At 58.3% G+C, this 20,347-nt stretch carries 7 protein-coding genes; all 7 read left to right on the forward strand.

Annotated elements, in window-relative coordinates; all coding sequences use genetic code 11:
• The 7 genes from ACVOLR_RS06500 to ACVOLR_RS06530 all read left to right on the forward strand — a co-directional run bounded on the left by ACVOLR_RS06500 (position 1) and on the right by ACVOLR_RS06530 (position 20,319).
• Positions 1–5,793 (forward strand): Ig-like domain-containing protein, encoded by a 5,793-nt coding sequence (locus tag ACVOLR_RS06500; RefSeq protein ID WP_481535717.1) that lies wholly within the window; start codon positions 1–3, stop codon positions 5,791–5,793.
• A gap of 450 nt (positions 5,794–6,243) precedes the next feature.
• Positions 6,244–11,112: an Ig-like domain-containing protein gene (locus ACVOLR_RS06505; protein ID WP_481535718.1), complete on the forward strand. Its 4,869-nt coding sequence runs from the start codon at positions 6,244–6,246 to the stop codon at positions 11,110–11,112.
• 722 nt (positions 11,113–11,834) lie between these two features.
• On the forward strand, positions 11,835–13,538 hold the full coding sequence (locus ACVOLR_RS06510) for a TolC family protein (RefSeq protein WP_481535719.1): 1,704 nt from the start codon (positions 11,835–11,837) through the stop codon (positions 13,536–13,538).
• 314 nt (positions 13,539–13,852) lie between these two features.
• Positions 13,853–14,761, forward strand: coding sequence for an OmpA family protein (locus ACVOLR_RS06515; protein WP_481535720.1), 909 nt, complete (start codon positions 13,853–13,855; stop codon positions 14,759–14,761).
• The gene (locus ACVOLR_RS06520) at positions 14,712–15,788 is read left to right on the forward strand and encodes an OmpA family protein (protein ID WP_481535721.1); all 1,077 of its coding nucleotides are present in this window, start codon (positions 14,712–14,714) and stop codon (positions 15,786–15,788) included. Before ACVOLR_RS06515 ends, ACVOLR_RS06520 begins: the two co-directional genes overlap by 50 nt.
• A 164-nt stretch (positions 15,789–15,952) precedes the next feature.
• A complete protein-coding gene (locus ACVOLR_RS06525; RefSeq protein ID WP_481535722.1) occupies positions 15,953–16,639 on the forward strand; it encodes a response regulator in 687 nt (228 codons plus the stop codon).
• Positions 16,640–16,674: 35 nt separating this feature from the next.
• Positions 16,675–20,319 carry a transporter substrate-binding domain-containing protein gene (locus ACVOLR_RS06530; RefSeq protein ID WP_481535723.1) on the forward strand — a complete coding sequence of 1,215 codons (3,645 nt, stop codon included), beginning with the start codon at positions 16,675–16,677 and terminating at the stop codon, positions 20,317–20,319.
• Positions 20,320–20,347 lie beyond the last annotated feature (28 nt).

Genomic DNA, 20,347 nt, shown 5'->3' on the forward strand with positions numbered 1-20,347 from the left:
ATGAACGTCAGTGTTTCCGTAGTCAACGATAAGGCCATTGCTCTGAGTAAATCGCTGAGCGATGCCAAGAGCGGCAAATCTGTTCGCGTCAAGGCAGTAAAGGGCCGGCAGTATCTGCTTGCCGAGAACGGCAGCGGTGTGGGCCCGGAGAATATTACCGTCAAGCGCGTAGGTAACAATCTGCATGTTGCGCTCGAGGGCACCGACCCGGATCAGCCGGAGCTGATCATCGAGAACTTCGTTGGCTCTGACAGCCAACTGATTGGCCTGGGTGAAGATGGCCTATACCACGAGTACATCGCAGCAGACGGCGACACCGACAGCGCTGCCGCATTCCTGATGGAGGGTATGTCTTCGCCGTTGGCGTTGGGCTCCCCGCAGCTTGCTGGGTTCGGCGAAGGCTTGGTCGTCGCTGGCGCTGGTTTGTTGCCATGGGTGCTGGCCGGGGTTGCTGGACTGGCTGGCGGCGCAATCGTCGAGCACAACAAGGGGGGCGGCAACAAACCCAAAGACACCACTGCGCCAGAGAACAAAGGCATTGGTTCGATAGTCGATGACAAGGGCCCACTCAAGGGCAGCATCAATCCAGGTGATGTGACGGACGATAACCGCCCAACGCTGGGTGGCTCCGGGCAGGAGCCCGGTGACACGGTAGTCGTGATTGATAACGGCAAGGTCATCGGCGAAGTCATTGTCGATGGCGGTGGCAACTGGACTTTCACCCCTGAGGCGGATCTGGGCGATGGCGAACATTCGCTGGAGATCGTGGTCAAAGATCCGTCAGGTAACAGCTCGGATCCGTCCGAAGAAATTGTGATCATCATCGACACCACCGCGCCGGCCAAGCCAGGGGTGGAGAGCATCATTGACGATCAGGGGCCTGTCACCGGCCCGGTGGAGAATGGTGGCGTTACCGACGACAGACAGCCAACGCTGTCGGGCAAGGGCGACGCAGGTGATACCGTCACCATCATCGACAACGGCAACGTCATTGGCGAAGTAGCGGTTGACGAAGACGGCACCTGGGCTTTCACTCCGGACGCGCCGCTGAGCGAAGGCGAGCATGTTTTCGAGGTTGTCGTTACTGATCCAGCTGGCAACAGCTCAGAGTCGTCGGATGAGTACGTAATCATTGTTGACACCACGCCGCCGGCCAAGCCGGGTATCGAGAGCATTGTTGACGATTACGGAGTTGTCACCGGTCCCGTCGGCAACGGTGGTGTTACCGACGATACACAGCCAACGCTTTCGGGCAAGGGTGACGCTAGCGACACCGTCACCATCATCGACAATGGCAAGGTCATTGGCGAAGCGCAGGTCGGCGACAACGGCATATGGACGTTTACGCCGGAAGACGCACTGAGCGAAGGTGAGCACGTCTTTGAAGTTGTGATCACTGACCCGGCCGGCAACAGTTCCGAGCCGTCGGATGAGTACGCAATCAACGTTGACAGCCAACTTCCGGACAAGCCGGTCATCGAGACGGTATACGACGATCATGGCGACCAGACCGGGTTCCTGAGCTCGGGTGACGCAACTGATGATGCCAAGCCGACCATCAAGGGAAGCGCTGAGCCGAACACCACCGTCATCATCAGGAACGACGGCGTCGAGATTGGCTGTGCGCAGGTGGGGGCGGATGGCCGGTGGACATTCGAGCCGTCGCTTCCATTGAGGCAGGGCACGTACAAATTGACCGCTGTAGCTATGAACGAGGCTGGCACGTCCAGCGCGCCTTCGGATCGCTTCGACCTGGTGCTGGTCGGCCCGGGGGCCCCCGCAGCCCCGGCGATCACTTCGGTGGTCGATGACGTTGGCAGTGTCACCGGAAATATCCAGAAGGGCGCGGTTACCGATGACGCACGCCCGACCATCAATGGCACAGCGCAGGCAGGTATGACCGTGTCGATCTATATCGATGGCGTGCTGTCCGGGACCACCGTGGTCGCGGTCAATGGTGATTGGAGTTTCACCCCGACCGCCAACCTGCTTGACGGTTTACACGACATCACTGCCCAGGCCACCAACGGCGTAGGCAATATGAGTCCGGAAACCGGGAAGTATCCGATCTATGTTGATACGCAAGCCCCTGCTCAGCCAGGTCCTGGCGATGCGGTGCTGCTCGATGATGAGGGCCAAGTCACCGGCGTGATCAGCAATGGCACGGTGACTGACGATGCAACGCCCACCTTTGAGGGCAAGGCCGAGCCGGGCGGTATCGTGATCATCTACGACAAGGGCAAGGAGATCGGTCGCGTGCCAGCCAGTTCCAGTGGCGATTGGAGCTTTACCCCGTCGCCGTCATTGGACGAAGGCGCGCACAGTTTCAACTACAAAGTGGTGGATCAGGCTGGTAACGTCAGCGAAGCGTCTGATGCGATCAACTTCGTTATCGACACCGCTGGCGTGAAGGTCAGTATCGACGGTGCGATCGACGACTTTGGCAGCGTCATCGGCGAGATCGGAAAGAGCGGCATCACCGATGACACCACGCCAACCCTGCATGGCAAGGGCAGCATTGGCGGAACGGTCAGGGTCTACGAAGGCGGCATACTATTGGGCGAGGCCGTGGTCGATGCCGATGGCAAATGGAGCATCACCCCTGACGTGCCGCTAGGCGAAGGTGCACACAGCCTGACCGCTACAGTTACCACTGTTGCCAATGGCGAGAGCACACACAGTACTCCGTTCGACTTCAGTATCGACTCGAGCCCGCCGAGCCGGCCACGCATCGACAGCATCAGCGACGACGTTGGCAGCCCCCAAGGCAAGCTGGTCAATGGCCAGGACACCGATGACACCACGCCGACGTTGGCTGGCAATGCCGAAGCGGGCAGCACTGTACGCATCTACGACAACGGCAGTCTGCTGGGCAGCGCGGTGGCCGATGTCAATGGGAACTGGAGCTTCACACCGACCACTCCGTTGAACAACGGCGCGCATGATTTCATGGTGACTGCCGTAGACAAGGCGGGCAACGTGAGCCAGCCCTCGGCGGTCTTTGGTATCACTATCGACACCGTTGCCCCGGACAGGCCGGCGATATTGTCGGTCCACGACGACCAGGGTGATGTAACCGGCAATCTTTCGTCCGGTGCTGCCACGGATGACAGCAAACCGCTGCTCAGTGGTACCGCTGAGGCCAACACCACGGTCGTCATCAAGGACAAGGGCATGGAGATCGGGCATGCGCAGGTCGGCAGCGATGGCAAGTGGAGTTTCGAGCCGACCAAGCCGCTGCCCACCGGTAAGCACGAGTTTACTGCTGAGGCAGTGGACAGGGCGGGCAACACCTCCTTACCGTCCGATCGCTTTGATCTGGAGGTGGTCACTGCTGTGCCCCCCGCGGTGCCAGCGATCACATCAGTCGTTGACGACGTCGGAAGCATCACCGGAAACATTCAGAAGAATGCTGTCACCGATGACGCGCGTCCAACCATCAACGGTACCGCCCAGGCTGGCATGACCGTGTCGGTCTACATTGACGGCGTGCTGTCTGGAACCGCCGAGGTTGCAGCGAACGGCGAGTGGAGCTACACCCCCTCCATCGACCTGCCTGACGGCCTGCACAGCATCACAGCCAAGGCTACCAATGGCGCGGGTAATGCCAGTCCGGAGACTGGAAAGTATCCGATCAACGTAGACACCAAGCCCGCAGACAAGCCAAGCATGGACGATGCGGTACTGCTTGATGACGCAGGCAGCGTAACTGGCCCGATCGTCAATGGCACCGTGACCGATGACGCCACCCCGACCTTTGAGGGCAAAGGTGAGCCAAACGGCACCGTGATCATCTATGACAACGGCAAGGAGATTGGTCGCGTTCCAAGCGATGCCAATGGTGACTGGAGCTTCACCCCGTCACCGGGTCTGAGCGATGGCAATCACAGTCTCAACTACGAAGTGCTTGACCAGGCGGGCAACGTGAGTCCGAAGTCCGATCCGATCAACTTCGTGATAGACACAACCGGAGTGAAGGTCAGTATCGATGGCGCAATCGACGATGCAGGCAGCGTTACCGGCGAAATCGGCAAGAACGGAGTCACTGACGACGTCACCCCGACCCTGCACGGCAAGGGCACCATTGGCGGTACGGTCAGGGTCTACGAAGGCAGCGTGCTGTTGGGTGAGGCGGTAGTCGATGCTGAAGGCAAGTGGAGTATCACTCCGGCAATGCCGCTGAGTGAAGGTGCGCACAGTCTGACAGCGACGGTTACGACCGTTGCGAACGGTGAGAGCGAGCGTGTTGGTCCGTTCGAGTTGACCGTCGACCTGACCCCGCCGAACTTTCCAACAATTGAAGAGATCAACGACGATGTCGGTGCCTCGCAGGGCGCGTTAGGCCAAGGGCAGCATACGGATGACGCTACGCCGACTTTGTCGGGCAAAGCCGATGCGGGCACCACGGTAAACATCTATGACAAGGGCAGTCTGTTGGGGAGCGTTGCGGCCGATCGCAATGGCGATTGGAGCTTCACCCCGAGTCCGCCGTTGCTCAATGGTGCGCATGACTTCACCGTAACGGCGCAGGACAAGGCGGGCAACGAGAGTGACGCGTCGCCTGTGTTTGGGATTGTGGTCGACACGCTCCCACCGGATGCGCCAGTCATCGAGACGGTGTATGACGACAAGGGCTCCAAGACCGGCAACCTGAGCCAGGGTGAGACGACTGATGACGTCATTCCAACCATCAGCGGAAAGGCCGAGGTGAACAGCACTGTTGTGATCAAGGATCGCGGAACTGAGATCGGTCGTGTGGTGGCGGATGCAAGCGGCCAGTGGGTTTTCGAGCCGGCTGAAGCACTGGCAGCAGGAGCGCATACTTTGAGCGCTGAAGCTATTGATGCTGCAGGCAACAGCAGCTCGTCTTCCAACGAGTTCACCTTCTCGGTAGATGACGCGATTCCCACCACGCCAAAAATCACCAACATCCGTGACGACGTCGGTGAATACACCGGAATCCTGCTCAATGGCGGCACAACCGATGACGCGATGCCGACGATAAACGGCAATGGCAAAGCCGGCGAAACCATCGAGATACGCATGGATGGGAATGTGCTGGGCACCGTTGTGGTTGCTGACAACGGCCGTTGGAGCTTCACTGCTACAACGCCAGTTGCTGATGGCGTGCGTGTATTCACTGCTGTCGCGGTGAGCGCAGGTGGCGCTGAGAGTGACGTCAGCAACAGCTATCAGATTCGCGTTGATACGGTGTCTCCCGACGCCCCCATCATCGAAGCCGTTCATGACAACACTGGCGTATGGACTGGAAATCTTGCGAACGGCCAGACCACCGACGACCGGACGCCAACGTTCTCTGGCAAGGCGGAAGCAAGCTCGACCATCATGGTCTTCAACCATGGCGAAGAAGTGGGCTTCGCCTCCGTTGATGAGAATGGCAACTGGAAGTACACAGCCGAGCCACTTGCGTATGGCGAGCACCGTTTCACCTTCGTGTCTTTCGATGTTGCGGGCAACTTGAGCGACGCATCAGAGACCTGGACTGTGGTGATCGCAGCAGCAGCTCGCTCGATGGGTAGAGATGGTGGGACGGAAGTATTACTTTCCGTGAACGATCTGTTGGTGGATGGCGAGGCGAGTATGTTCAATGCAGACTTCACTGATGTTGGCGTCGCAGAAGTCTTGTCGATTGCGGCATTGGGCCTATCCGACCGAGACACCCTGCAGGACAGCTGGGCAACAACGTCAGGTGAGATGCAGGTTGGGTCCGACTGTTTGGTTCGGAACACGATAGAAGACGTCAATCTCCTGGATCAGCAGTTGAATGATTGATCCGGGTTTCGAGGCCCCCGGTTCGGGGGCCCTGGTTACCAGGGTTGAATGATCGTGGAGAGTGGATGCAGGTGGGGTCGAGCTCAGGACTGCCGAAGCTTGCCGCTGAAGGAGTGGGCGACGGGTTCGGGAGCTGCGTTTCAATGCTTGTATCCCAGATTATTTCCAACGCCACAAAGCCCAACTTCGCTATGCCAGGGAGAGGTGCAGACGCGGCTCTCCGCGATGCGCGAATCAACCAATTCGTTTCTAGCTATTTCCTGCGTGCCGATACGAGCTTGGTCGCCGTGGTAGTTCTCGCGATATGAAATTTGAGGGTTCTCCTACATGTCGCGCACTGCTCAGAAAACATAATGTGATTCGGGCTGTGCCTTCCGCGCCTGCATCCCGCGGTGTCAACGAACGTCAGCGAAACTTTGGCGTGTGCGCCTGCTCTCAAGTAAGCAGCACATGGCGCAGTTCCTGGGTGCGCAGGGCAGTTGGGACGGAATTGAAAAGTACTCGACGGAATCTGCGTTTCTGGGTGTGAGTCCGGCCGCAGTTTCGCTCAACAAATCAACTACAAAGGTGGATCATCAAATGGCTGCTATCTTATCTGTGCTCAATGGCGGTTCCGTGGCCCAGAACCTTGTTCTGCAGGAGGCGGACGCGGGTAGTACACCTAGTATCCACGCCTTGGCTGGCGGTCGCTATATTCTGGCTGGTGCCGATGGCCGGGGTGCGGCGGACGGCATGATCATCAAACGCTTGGCGAACAACCTGCTGCTGGCTGAAGAGTCCGGCGGTTCCGCGCGGGACGTTCTGATCATTGAAGGTTTCTTTGTCAATCATGCGCAGTTGTTTGGTTTGTGCACCGACGGGAATTACCAGCCGTACAGGCTGGTTACCGATGAGGCCACGGAAGCTTCCGCAGCAGAAGTTGCGGGAGGAGTATTGCTACAACTGGCGCCGACGCCGGCCACCGCCGTGCCGAGTTCGTTATTGTTCGCAGTAGATGGATCTGCGCTGTCGCCCGCTACCGGGTTCGAGCCGGCGTCGCCGATGGTCGCAGCATCGGTTGTACCGGGGGTGGAGCCTGTTGGCGTTGCGCAGGTCGGTTTCGCGGCCGGAATGGCTGCTGCAGAAGCATCGCCAGCCAAACCCCTGGTGGATATCGAGCGCGTGCACGACGCAGCGGAAAGCAACGGCGTTACGCCGGTTGACGTCGTCGCGGTTGCCGACGGGTACCGGCGTGAAGCCGCAACCGCTGGTGGTGGTAGCGATGCTGTCGAAGCGCTGGACGTGAGCGAAGCTGTTGCGTTTGGCCAACCGCTGGAGGCAGCCATTGACAGCATTCTGGATGGTCAGGGCGCGATTCAAGGCAATATTCCGAATGGTGGATTCACCGATGACGGAAGCCCGAAGATCGTTGGCAAGGCTGAAAGCGGCGTGCTGGTCCATATCTACAACGGTGCGGAACTCATCGGTGTTGTCGCGGCCGGTGCTGATGGGGCGTGGTCATTCGTGCCGCGACTTCCGATGGCTGACGGCCGCCACGTGATTTCCGTGATGTATGAGTATGGGGATGACGAGTACAGTGACGTATCCGCTCCTTACGTAATTTTTGTCGACAAAATTGCGCCCGATACTCCCGTCATCATCGGTATGACGGACGACGAGGGGCGCATCCAGGGCCAGATCGGAAATGGCAGCATCACCGACGACAATCGGCCAGTCATTGACGGCAGGGCGGAACCGAACGCGACCGTGATTATCTACGACAAGGGCGTGGAAGTCGGCCGTGCACCGGTTGCCGGCGACGGTAAGTGGAGTTTTAGTCCCAGCGGGGGATTCGAGGATGGTTTGCATATCCTTGACTACGTCGTGGTTGATCGTGCTGGCAATACCAGCGAGAAGTCCCCAACGACCGAGTTCCTGGTCGATACACGTCCTGAGCTGGTTGAAATATACGCTGCCGAGGATGATGCCGGCGTTGTGAAGGGAACCTTCATGAGCGGCGGCGTTACCGATGACACCCAGCCGCGATTGTTTGGTACGGCTACTGCCGGTGGCACCGTCAAGATATATGAAGGCACGTTGTTGCTGGGCGAGACAACTGCGGGTGCGGACGGAAAGTGGGAGTACACGCCAGCCGTTGGCCTGAGCGAAGGCGCACACAGGCTTGTTGCCACAGTGACGACCGCGGCGAAAGGCGAGAGCGACCGCAGTGCGACGTTTGATTTTGTTGTCGACATCACCGCTCCGGACAAACCGACGATCGAGCAGGTGTATGACGACAGGGGAACGTTGCAGAGCGCGCTTGGCCAGGGCCAGAGCACGGACGACAGCACGCCAACGATATCTGGCAAGGCGGAGGCTGGCAGTACCATTCGGGTCTATGACGGGGGCAATCTTCTCGGAAACACCGTCGCTGACGCGGCAGGCAAGTGGAGTTTCACTCCAAGTCCGCCACTGTTGGACGGTGGTCATCTGTTCACTGTTACCGCACAGGACAAAGCAGGCAGCACCAGCGTGCATTCGGACGGCTTCGCCATCACCATCGATACAGCCCCGCCGGCACCTCCGGTGATTGAATTGGTGTACGACGATCAAGGCAGTCAGATGGGCCCCCTCAGCTCGGGTGACTGGACTGACGATTCCAAGCCGACCATCAGCGGCAGCGCCGAGGCATTCGCCAAGGTGGTCATCAGGGATCATGGCCTGGAGATCGGGCATGTCATGGCCGATGCCGAGGGCAAGTGGTCGTTTGAGCCGTTCTTGCCGATGGGGCTGGGCCCGCACAAGCTGACTGCCGAAGCGATCGATGCCGCAGGCAACGCCAGTGAGCGATCCAACAACTTCGACCTGACCTTGGGCGGTCCGGAGCTGCCGGCTACTCCGGCAATCACCTCGGTGGTTGATGATATCGGCTCGGTTACCGGTGCGTTGCAGAAGAACGACGTGACTGACGACGCGCGCCCGACAATAAACGGTACCGCGCAAGCGGGTACGAAGGTATCGATCTATATCGACGGCGCGTTGGCCGGCAGTACTGTTGTTGGTGCAAATGGCGAATGGAGCTATACGCCAACCGCCGACCTGGCTGACGGCCTGCGCAGCATTACTGCGGTGGCCACCAATGCTGTGGGCAATAGCAGTGATCCAACCGGTCCGTACCCGATCATTGTGGACACCGCCCCGCCGGTGCAGCCGGGTCCGGCGGACGCGGCGCTGTGGGACGACGTGGGTCAGATCACTGGCCAGATCGTTGACGGAATGACGACCGACGACAACGCACCGACGTTCGTGGGCAAGGCTGAGGCCAACGCGGCCGTAGTCATCTATGACGGAGCGGTGGTGATCGGGCGAGTGCCTACCAACGCAAGTGGCGAGTGGAGTTTCACCCCCTCCCCGGTGCTTGTTGATGGTCAGCACAGCTTGAGTTACGAAGTGGTGGACAAGGCTGGGAACGTTGGTCCCAGGTCGCCAGCGATAGATTTCGAAGTAAACACGAATGTCGTAGTCGTCCGCATCGATGGTGCCACCGATGATGTTGGCACTATCCAAGGCGAGATCGGCACAGGCGGTCTCACCGATGACGTCACTCCCACCCTGTATGGCATAGCCACCGCTGGCGGTACCGTTAAGGTCTACGAAGGCAGTACCTTGCTGGGGCAGGTGCTGGCTGGCACTGATGGCAAGTGGAGCTTCACGCCGAGCCTTGGTTTGAGCGAAGGCCTGCACAGCCTGTCTGCAACTGTGACCACGGCGGCCAATGGTGAAAGCGCCAACAGCGAACTCTTCGATTTCACCATCGATCTTACTGGCCCGGGCAAGCCGACGATTGATCAGATACATGACGATGTGGGTTCACCCCAGGGCACGCTGAGTCCTGGCCAGAGCACGGATGACACCACGCCGACGCTGTCCGGCAAGGCTGAGCCCAATAGCGAGGTTCACATCTATGACAACGGCAGACTGCTGGGTAGCACCACGGTCGGTATGAGCGGGGAGTGGAGCTTCACGCCAAGTTCGCCGTTGCTCAATGGTGCGCACGAGTTCACTGTGAAAGCTGAAGACGGTGCCGGTAACGTCAGTGCGCCCTCGGAGGTATTCGACATCGTGATCGACACGAGCGCACCGGATAGGCCAGCAATCGAGCTGGTGTATGACGATCATGGCGCGCGTACGGGCAGCGTCGCCTCGGGCGGAATCACTGACGATTCCACGCCGACAATCAGCGGTACCGCCGAACGCGACTGCATAGTGATCATCAAGGACGGTGGGATTGAGATTGGCCGTGCCGTGACAGCTGGTGATGGCAGCTGGACATTTGTGTTGTCCGCAGCCTTGGCTGATGGCGTGCATACACTGAGCGTTGAAGCCTTGGATGCAGCCGGCAATTTGAGTGCACCTTCCGATACCTTTGACTTTATCGTCGATACCTCGATTCCGACGATCCCGAGGATCACCAACGTCAGGGATGACGTTGGCGAGTACACCGGCATTCTCCAGAATGGTGGCAGTACCGATGATGCGAACCCGACCATCAACGGAACCGGGAAGGCGGGAGAGCTGATTGAGGTCAGATCCGGCGAAAATCTGCTCGGGAGCATCGTGGTAGGTGACAACGGGCGCTGGAGCTTCACTCCGGAAATCGCGTTGACGGAAGGAGTGCACGGTTTCTCTGCAATCGCTGTAAGTTCAGGTGGTGCTGAGAGTGCGGTCAGCAACACCTATGCCGTACGCGTCGACACTGTCGCTCCCGATCGTCCGGTTATCGACGCTGTAAAGGATAACGCTGGTGCATGGATGGGTAACCTTGAGAACGGGCAGACCACCGATGATCGGACTCCTACCTTTGTTGGCAGGGCGGAGCCGAATTCGACCATCATCGTTTTCAATAGTGGCGAAGAAGTTGGCTTCGCAACAGTCGATGAGTACGGTGGGTGGACGTACACCGCCGAGCGCTTGGCGTACGGCGAACATCGCTTTACATTCCAATCCTTCGATGTGGCGGGCAACGTAAGCGACGCATCTGAGCAGTGGGTAGTTGTCGTTGCGATGGCGATCAGGTCCGCACCGAACGATGGCAGTGCTGAGGTGCTTGTCCCGGCGCACGATCTTCTGGTTGAAGCGGGGATTGAGCTCTTCAGCCAGGGCGCTGTGCTGCGCGACACCGCGATCGATCCAGTGCAGGCTGTCTACCAGCAGTCCTCCATCGAAACAGTTGCGCAGGAGAGCTGGGTGGTCAGCAGCAATCAGGCGATCGACACCGAATGGTCCCCCGTAGCCGTGAGTGAGATTGCTTACCCGCTTGAGCAGCATATGGTCGTTTGACGAAAGAAGGGCCCGGAGGATGGTCAAAAGACACTCCGGGCCTTTCCAATGCGTTCGTCAGACGCTCTTGCGCCACCCGAAAGGGAGTCTCCAGCAGCGATGTTTGGTTGCTGGGCATCTCGTCTTGAGGGGCGTATCGAGCCACTGCTCTGCTGGTCGTATACAGCAAGAGATCACGCCCGAAGATTCCTTCAGTGGATGATTTTCAGAGCTGCACTTTCTGCTATTCCAGCATCTTCCATGTGCCGATGCGTGGAGTGGAGGCTTGCAGTTGCCGTGCTGAACAAGTGGGGGTATTTCGCCATGAATTCATGTTCTGCTGAGGTCGAAAGGCACGTTGCGTCCGAGTGGAATCTGGATGCAGAGAGCCGGTGCGTGTGGAACGCAAGCTCCAATGTCATATCGCCAGTGGATTCAGCAACGTTTACGGGATGCAAGCACGACTTTGGAGTTTATGGGGATGAATATTTCAGCCCAGGCATCAAGGACGTGTTCCGCGAATCTGGGAGCAGCGGATTCCTGTTTTTTTCTGTTACGAAGCTGCAACGCGTTGGAAATTTCTTGGGCGACGCGGTACTGGCGTAAACGTTGGTTATCGGCAGGACCGGGTAATAGCGGTTGGAGCAGCGTTGCGCGCTCGACATCCCAATATGAGCGATGGCAGCTGTTTCCCGAGCACACGACCTTCCTTGTTCTGGATGCGAATACTTTTGAGGTAGTGGATGAGCAGTTTTGATAAGCGCTTGGCTTCCGGTGGGACGGGCACGGCACAGAGGCCCGTTGTTACCTGGACGGTCATCGCTTTTGCCAGCATGGCGGTCATGAGTGGGAACGCAACGGCTGAAGATGAGCTTCTTCAGTTCGAGCAGGTTGCCCCGGCTAGCCCTGCAAGTGAAGTTGCTGCCGACGCGCGACCCTTCGCTTCGCAGCTGGGCCGGATCGGTGCTGGAGCTTCGAAGGCTGATTCAACTTCTGTTGTTGTGCGTTCGGTTCGCGAAAGCCTGGCGATTCCAGTGTCCGATGGGTTGTTGGAGGATGTACTTGTGTTCGAGCGCCTTCCACTCGCACGGGTAGATATGCCGAATGTTACCAGCGAGACTGCTCCTTCGGCGGCTGAGGCTTTAGTTGCGCCGATCGTTCGATTGAGTACCTTGCTGCCTGCGCCTGGCGCCGTCGCGCAGGGTGCACCAGGTACAAGGAAGGGCGAGGTGCCCGAGGCTGAGCTGCGCAGCATGTTCCTGAGCGTGGTTGATGCTGCGAGTGGGCGCAGCCCGGCGGTAGCCGGCGCGTTGGCGCAACATGCTGCGTCCAAGGCTGATATCTCCGAAGCAAGAGGTCAGCGCTATCCGCAGTTGGATATCAGTGCTCGTGGGCTTTCCCGTGAGTTTGGCTCCAGCGCCGCCTCGGGGCCCAGCGATCCGTCACTGAGCTTGGGTATAACCACCACACTGTTCGACTGGGGGCGAGTTCGCAAGACCATCGAAAGTCGCAGCTACCTTGCTGACGCTGCGGATTCTGCGGTGCAGGCGCAGTTGGAGTCTTCGGCATACGATGTAACCTCAAATCTGGTTGAGCTCGCCAAGCAGCGCATCGTTGTGGAAACCAGCCAGCGCTATGTTGACCGCATGGCGGAGCTGGTAAAAATGCTTGAAGGTATCGTTGCTGTCGACCCTGGCCGAGTGAGTGAGCTGACCCAGGCCAGGGCACGATTGCTGCAGGCCGAAGCCTCGCGCAGCGCAGCAGACTCCAAAACGCGTGACATCGAGATCAACCTGCGCAGGATGGTAGGTAACCGTGCACTGCCAAGCCTGCCGAGTTCGCAATACTGGGATATTCGACTGCCTGAATTGACTTGGCTGCTGGCCGCATCGCTGCATCATCCCACCGTGTTGCAGGCCAGAGCTTCGGCACGCTCGTCAGATACGCAGGCCGATGCAGTGCGGTCTGCGCTTCTGCCGCAGGTCAACTGGGTGGTGAGCAAAAATACCGGCGATGACATCTATGGGCGCGAGTCTGCATGGCAGACCGGTGTGACGCTGTCCTGGTCCGCGTTTCGCGGTGGCTCAGGTCGCGCAGCGGAACAAGCAGCACGGCAGCGAGCGCAGGCAGGTTGGATGGCTGCCGAGCAACAGGTACAGGACCTGGAACACCGTATTCGCGCAGCAAACCAGGATGCCCGTTCGCTGGCTGATCGCGCCGATCTCTATCGTGGGCTGTCTTTGGAATCGGACAAGATTCGCGCAGCGTTCTACGAACAGTGGTATCACCTCGGGCGGCGTACGTTGCTCGATGTTCTGTCTTCGGAAAGTGAGCACTACAACAACCAGGTTGGTGAGGTTTCCAGCCGGTTTGATGGATACCAGGCTGTAGTCAGACAGTACGCAAGCGCAGGGACGCTGCTGAGCTGGCTTGGCGCTGACAGGTAAGTGCCGCGTTTGGCACTCGATGTGTACGTGAATGGCACGGTGGGAAGCCATTGTGGGACTGCTTTCCGCTGCTTCGCGTCACAAGCGACGGGGGATTGAATTTTGAGACTTTCCCTATGTAAGGAGTCTCTGGCGACAAACATACTGGTAGCAACGAGGCGGCCGTTCATGACTCGTCGGAGTGTTTCGACGCGCGCTACTGAACTGCCGGTTTTACCTTTGATTCTGGAAATGGTAGCTCCTTCACCGCAAAAGCGAATCGTTCGCTTTTACGCGGCGTGGCGGGCCGGATATTCGATAGTGAGGAAGATGGTATGTCTTTGAATGGAACGATGAAACGTGTGGTGTCGGCGGTTGCTGGGGCGACGGCTTGCTTTCTTGTGTATGCCGCCGCGCACGCGGAAATTCCCGCATCTGCTTTTGGCGATTCCTACCAGTCAGTACCAGCAGTGGCGGCCAATCAGAGCCAAGTGGTCTACTACCGTGCTGGAGCAGCTGGTCAGCAGGCCACCGCAACGCACGTATATATCGACAACGAGTTTCATACCAGCCTCCTGCCAGGCGCGTTCACTGTGTTCTGTATCACGCCGGGCGCACACGGCCTGAATGCCGTACTGGACGATGCGCCGCACTATGAAGGCAAGAAGGCGCAGCCGCGAACAACGCTGGAAGGCGGTATGACCTACTTCCTGAAGGTGGACGAGGACGGTGCGTTGTTGCCGACGGCGGTCACCCGTTCGGACGCGGAGCGCGAGCTTACTGGTAGTCGGCGTCAGGTTCACGTCCTGTCGCGTGCGTCGGCTGTGATGGATTGCAATTACACGGTGACAGCAAAGCATCAGGAGTACATCCTGTCCGGCGACGTGTTGTTTGCGTTCGGAAAGGCTGGCTACGCCGATGTCCGCGAAGATGGACGTGGCGCCGTGGCGGCAATTGCTACCCAGCTGAAGAAGGACGGCGTAGGGCTTGATCGGATCGATGTGGTGGGCCACACCGATCCAGTCGGTAGCGAGGCAGCCAACGAGGCGCTGGGGATGATGCGCGCGCAGACCGTACAGAAGATGCTGGCTGAGAGTGGCTTTTCCGCGGATGCCATATCTGTCCACTCGAAAGGCTATCGCGAGCTGTTGGTCGACAACTGTCAGGGCGATCGTGCAGGTTTGATTGCCTGCAATGCGCCGAATCGTCGCGTTGTCATTCAGGCATACGCGCATCGCGAGTAAGGCTCGGGTACTGAACGGCGGCGTTGGGTTGCCGGTCCATATTGAATTTATGCCTCGCCGCATCAGTTGGAGTGAGCGGGCGCGACGGAGTGATGCTCAGATGTGCTGCGCGGTAGTTGATCGTATAAAAGGTATGGCCGTACTGGTTCTGCTCACTGCCGCAAGTGCGGCATCTGCGGGAGGTCCCACAGCGGCGAAGCGTGACCGCACATCTGACATGCTGTACTCAGAGGTGGGGGCAGTAGGGCAAGACCAAGCTCAAGTTGTTTACTACCGCTCCGTAGATGCCAACGGCGCCGCAGTCGCGAACGTCTATCTGGACAGGGAGTTCATCACCGCGCTGAATCCTGGCAGCTATACCGCTTTCTGTTTGGTGCCTGGTCGCCACATCTTGGGTTCTTACATTGATGATGCTCCAATTTACGCGGGAAAGAATGACGATTTGTACGCGGCGACGTTGAAAGGCGGCGCGACCTACTACCTGAAGGTTCGGGAGGAGGGCGGCAATCAACCGTTGCCGGTGACCAAGACAATAGCTTCCACAGAATTGATTGGGATGTTGCAGCAGAACCACCTGCTATCGCGTGCCTCCATGGCTGAGCCTTGTCGTCACTACGGCTATCTGGATGCACCAATATCGGTGCTTCGCGAGTACGTTCTTTCAGCTGATTCGATGATCAATGGCCTGAACGCAATCAGTGCGTCTGGCAGCGACCACATTCAATCGCTGCTTGTAGATCTGCAGCATGAAGGCGCGCAGATAAGCCGTGTGGAAGTGGAGGGACATACCGATCCGATGGGTGCCACGGCAGACAATCAGCTACTGGGCCAACGTTGGGCTGACATCGTTCGCAGCGCGTTGATCAGCCACGGTGTTCCGCAGTCGATGGCGCATTCAACCAGCGCTGGTAGCCGAACGCTGGTGAAGCACGGTTGCTACGGAAGTGCTGAGCAGCAGCGTGTCTGCTATGCGCCAAATCGCAGGATTGTGCTGCGCGTGGAAGTGCGTCAGGCAGCGGCGCCTTGAATGAAGGAAATGGCCCCAATCGTTGGATCAAGGGCTGCATCCATTTTGGATGACCAGAACGATCGTTCTGGCTTGTTGCCTGGGTTGATGGGGAGCACTAACCAGCATGCTGTCTGGAACCTGCTTGGTGTTGCTGGGATTTGCGGTGTAGAGGAGTTGATTCAGTGAAATGGTCAGTGATGGCGCCACTCCGCGTTGCGGTGTTGGATGACCACTATTTAATACAGATGGCGTTGGAGCTGCGCTTGTCACGCGAAGCAGATATGAAGGTTGTTGGTGTTTACTCGAACAGTCGGGATCTGCTTGCTTCATTGGGTGATACTCCGGCAGATCTGTTGGTGCTTGACTATGCACTTGGTGCAAGTGAGCTGGACGGCTTGCATCTTATCGGATTGATTCGTCGTCGATTTCCTACGCTTTGCATACTTATTTCGTCCTCGGCGGAGACGCCATCCGTCGTCAATCTATCGCTCAGTGTTGGCGCCAACGGCTTCTTTGGGAAGTCAGAAAGCGCCGAGTTGCTGGTTGAGGCCATTCGTAAGGTTGCCTCGGGCGAAACCTATGTATCGCCAGGGCTGGCCTACCGTCTGGGACGGCAGCCGCTGCCCGCGGGACGCCCATCTCCCGATGTAAAAGGCGCGCAGCGCCTGCTGAATGATCCTTCGCTCTCGCCCAAGGAACGTGAGGTACTGCGCTGCTGTCTGGACGGGATGTCTGTTTCGCAGATATCACGCAAGTTCATGCGCAGCATGAAGACCATCAGCGGACAAAAACAAGCCGCTTTCCGAAAACTTGGCGTCCGTACTGATGCAGAGCTGTTCAAGCTTCAGCACAGCCTCGCCACCGGCTGATTGAATTTCTGAGTATCGCAACCATGCCACACATCATGTTGAGGCGCCGCTTCATCCGTGCGGCATGGGTCATCGCTGCCCTTCTATTGTTGTTGGCGGGTTCCGCTTTGGCTGCCGCTGACGCGGTCAGAGACGTGACTTTGTTGGCACGCAACAACATTCCAAACACTGCGCTTGAGCTTGGAAAAGTGGATGGCGATTGGGTGCGCTCCAAGGGAACGCTGGTGATGGGTGTTGCCCCGCCAAGCTTCATGCCACTTGAAGTGTTCTCCGGCAATGACTGCTATGAGGGAATCACCGCCGATGCGTTTGGCGCCATCGGTGAAATGCTTGGCGTGAAATTACGGGTTGTTCGCTATCCGGACCGAGCAGCTGCCTTGCGCGCATTGGAGAGCGGCGCGGTCGACGTGGTTGGCAGTGCCAATAACTACGAACTCGCAGAGCATGCGGTGCGTTTGACGCAGCGCTATGTTGAAGATACGCCGGTGCTTTACGTGCGCAAAGCAGAGCGTAGGCGCATGCCGCCAGCTCTGGCTGGTATGCGTATCGCGGTAGCCGAGGACTACCTGCCACAAGTCCAGATCCGCGATCTGTACCCGGATGCGATCATCTCCACCTACCGTTCACGCGAGCAAGCGCTTGCCTCGCTTGCGTTTGGTAGTGCGGATCTTTATCTAGGGGATGCGGTATCCAGCAACTATCTGGTCAATTTGAGTTACTTCAACTACGTGCGGACGATTGCCGTTCCGCGCACCGATACCGGCGGCTTTGCATTCGCGGTGCACGAGGATGCGCTGACCTTGGAACGCGTCATCAATCTTGCGTTGACGCAGCTTCAACAGACCCACGGGAGTGAGATTCTGAAGCGTTGGTCCGGCGGTGGCGGAATCGTACCATCGGCACGGATAGAACTGACGCCTGCTGAGCAGCGCTGGATCAGCGAGAATCCGGTGGTGCGTTTCGTCGCCAGCAATGACACGGCGCCACTTTCCTACTTTGATACCGATGGGCGTTACAGCGGTTTGAGTGCTGACATCATACGTGCTATCGCGCAGCGTACCGGCTTGGAGTTCGAACCGGTCCGGGTGTCCCGGCTCGATCAACAGATGGCTGCACTGGAGACTGGAACAGCAGATGTGACCATGTTGGTGCCGACCCCTTCGCGTGCACAGCGGTTTACCTTCTCGCGGCCATTCGTACAGACTTCATTCGGAATAATTACGCGCGAAGAACCCGGTAGTCCGTTGTCATTGAGCGATCTTCGCGGCAAGCGAATAGCGCTGCCGGCTCATCATGCGCTGAAGGAAATGTTGTTGCCAGCATCGGACTTTCAGTTCATCGAGACCGACACCTTGGCGGCGGCAATGGAGTTGGTGAAAGACGGCAAGGCGGACGCGACGATTGCATTCCTGCCGATGGCGCTCTACTACACATCTGTCCTGCATGACGAAAAGTTGCGTGTGTCAGACGTAGTGGAAGATACGCCTGCGTGGTTGGCCATCGCTACGCGCAAGGGCATGCCAGAGCTTGCCAGCATCATCGACAAAGCAATGTTGCAGATTCCGCCAGACGAAGTGGATATCTTCCAGAACCGTTGGCGGCCGCGGCCCGATGCATCACCGGCAACGTGGACTGACTTTCGTGGGTTGATCTACAAGATTACCGCTGGGACATTGTTGCTTATCCTGGTGTCGTTGATATGGAATGTGCATATCCGTTCGCAGTACCGCCGTCGCCAGGTGGCCGAGGACGCGCTGGGAGAGCAGCTGAATTTCATGCGCTCGCTGATCAACGGAACGCCGCACCCCATATATGTCCGTGACGAGCAGGGCAGGTTGGTTACCTGCAACACCAACTATCTCGACATGCTGGCGGTCACTGAAAAAAAGGTGATCGGCAAGACATCGATGGAGGGTGCCAAGCTGGATCCGTTCGAAGCCCAGAGTTTCCATGACGACTATCTGTGGGTGATGGCCAACGGTAGGCCGCTGGAGGTTGATCGCACTTTGCACCTGCCTGGACGGGTACTGAGCATCTATCACTGGATCTACCCTTACTTCGATTCACAAGGGCAGGCCAAGGGCGTGGTCTGCGGCTGGATCGATGTGAGTGACCGTTTGCATCTGATGGAAGAACTGCGCCGTGCGCTGAACGCCGCTGACCAGTCGAGCCGGGCCAAGACCACCTTCCTGGCGACAATGAGCCATGAGATCCGCACGCCGATGAGTGCCATCATCGGCATGCTCGAACTTGCGCAGAAGCACGCGGATCAAGGGCGCCTTGATAGGGCGGCCATCGCGGTGGCGTATGACTCGGCCCATGGTCTGCTGGAGTTGATCGGTGACATCCTGGACGTGGTGCGCATCGAGTCTGGCCACGTAAGCTTGAGTCCGAAGCGGGCCAATCTGCGTGAGATGACCGAGTCGGTGGCGCGGGTGTTCAATGGTCTGGCCCGCCAGAAGACGCTGCATCTGATCCTGGAACTTGATCCCAGCGTGGACTGCGATGTGTCCATTGATCCGATGCGGTTCAAGCAAGTGCTGTCCAATCTCGTCGGCAACGCCATCAAATTCACCGACCGTGGCCGGGTCACCATCCGGGTCAATGCTGTTTCAGTTGCGGTGGCACAGCTGCGCCTGCAGCTGGAAGTTGCCGATACCGGCATAGGTATCGCCGATGCCGATATCGCAAGCCTGTTTGATCCATTTTCTCAGGCCAATCACGGCCATAGCTCACGCGGCGGTACTGGCCTGGGCTTGCCGATCTGCAAGTTCCTGTGTGAGTTGATGGGGGGAGACATCTCTATCCGCAGTACACCGGGCGAAGGTACCTCGGTAGTGCTGAATCTGCCGCTGGAGGTATTGCCACCGGTCCCGGGAGCGAACGAGGTTCCGCAGGCCGTGGATGCCAAACATCCAAGTTTGAAGGTTCTGGTGGTTGACGACCATTCCGCCAACCGTACGTTGCTGACCCAGCAGCTGGCATTTCTTGGGCAGCGCGTGCGTAGCGCATCGGATGGACGTGAGGGTCTGGATTGCTGGTTGGAGGAGCGCGTCGATGTCGTCGTCACCGATTGCAATATGCCGGTGATGAATGGTCATGAGATGGCACGGGCAATTCGACGGCATGAAAAGGCCTATGGCCTGCCGCCGTGCGTGATCATCGGCTTCACCGCCAATGCGCAGCCCGAGGAGCGGGCCAAGTGCATTGCCTCAGGCATGAATGATTGCCTTTTCAAACCGGTTAGCTTGAGCACGCTTTCCAGCATGCTGGTCACCTTGGGTGAGAGCACAGGCATCAGCGCAGTGCAGGCGAGCCAGCAACAGATCAACGACATCGAAGAGACACTGCAGGAATTGACTGGTGGCGACGCCGGGATGACACGCAGTCTGGTCATTGAGGCGCATAGGAGTTTCGTGCGTGATCTGACCGAGCTGCTGGCGTTGTTGCCAAGCTTTGAACCAGCGGAGATGTCCAGCCTTGTGCATCGCATCAACGGTGGTATGCGTCTGTTGCAGGTTACGCATCTGATGGATATCTGTGAGCGTATTGAATTTCTTTGCGATCAGCCTGAAGTGGAGATCGACGAAGTCACTGAAAACGCGCAGTTCATTGCCAGTGAGCTGCCCGCCATCATCGAGGTGCTGACTGCCATGTATGCACCTGAAGCGGCAGGCTGATTGGTAGGCGAGGATGCTCAGACCGCGG

The organism is Stenotrophomonas sp. STEN030 (assembly GCF_056759995.1).

What these genes read in the sequence shown, in the direction of transcription:
- ACVOLR_RS06520 (WP_481535721.1), top strand. Translation starts at nt 14,712, where the DNA reads ATGCGCCGAATCGTCGCGTTGTCATTCAGGCATACGCGCATCGCGAGT.
- ACVOLR_RS06505 (WP_481535718.1), top strand. Translation starts at nt 6,244, where the DNA reads ATGGCGCAGTTCCTGGGTGCGCAGGGCAGTTGGGACGGAATTGAAAAG.
- ACVOLR_RS06510 (WP_481535719.1), top strand. Translation starts at nt 11,835, where the DNA reads ATGAGCAGTTTTGATAAGCGCTTGGCTTCCGGTGGGACGGGCACGGCA.
- ACVOLR_RS06515 (WP_481535720.1), top strand. Translation starts at nt 13,853, where the DNA reads ATGTCTTTGAATGGAACGATGAAACGTGTGGTGTCGGCGGTTGCTGGG.
- ACVOLR_RS06500 (WP_481535717.1), top strand. Translation starts at nt 1, where the DNA reads ATGAACGTCAGTGTTTCCGTAGTCAACGATAAGGCCATTGCTCTGAGT.
- ACVOLR_RS06530 (WP_481535723.1), top strand. Translation starts at nt 16,675, where the DNA reads ATGTTGAGGCGCCGCTTCATCCGTGCGGCATGGGTCATCGCTGCCCTT.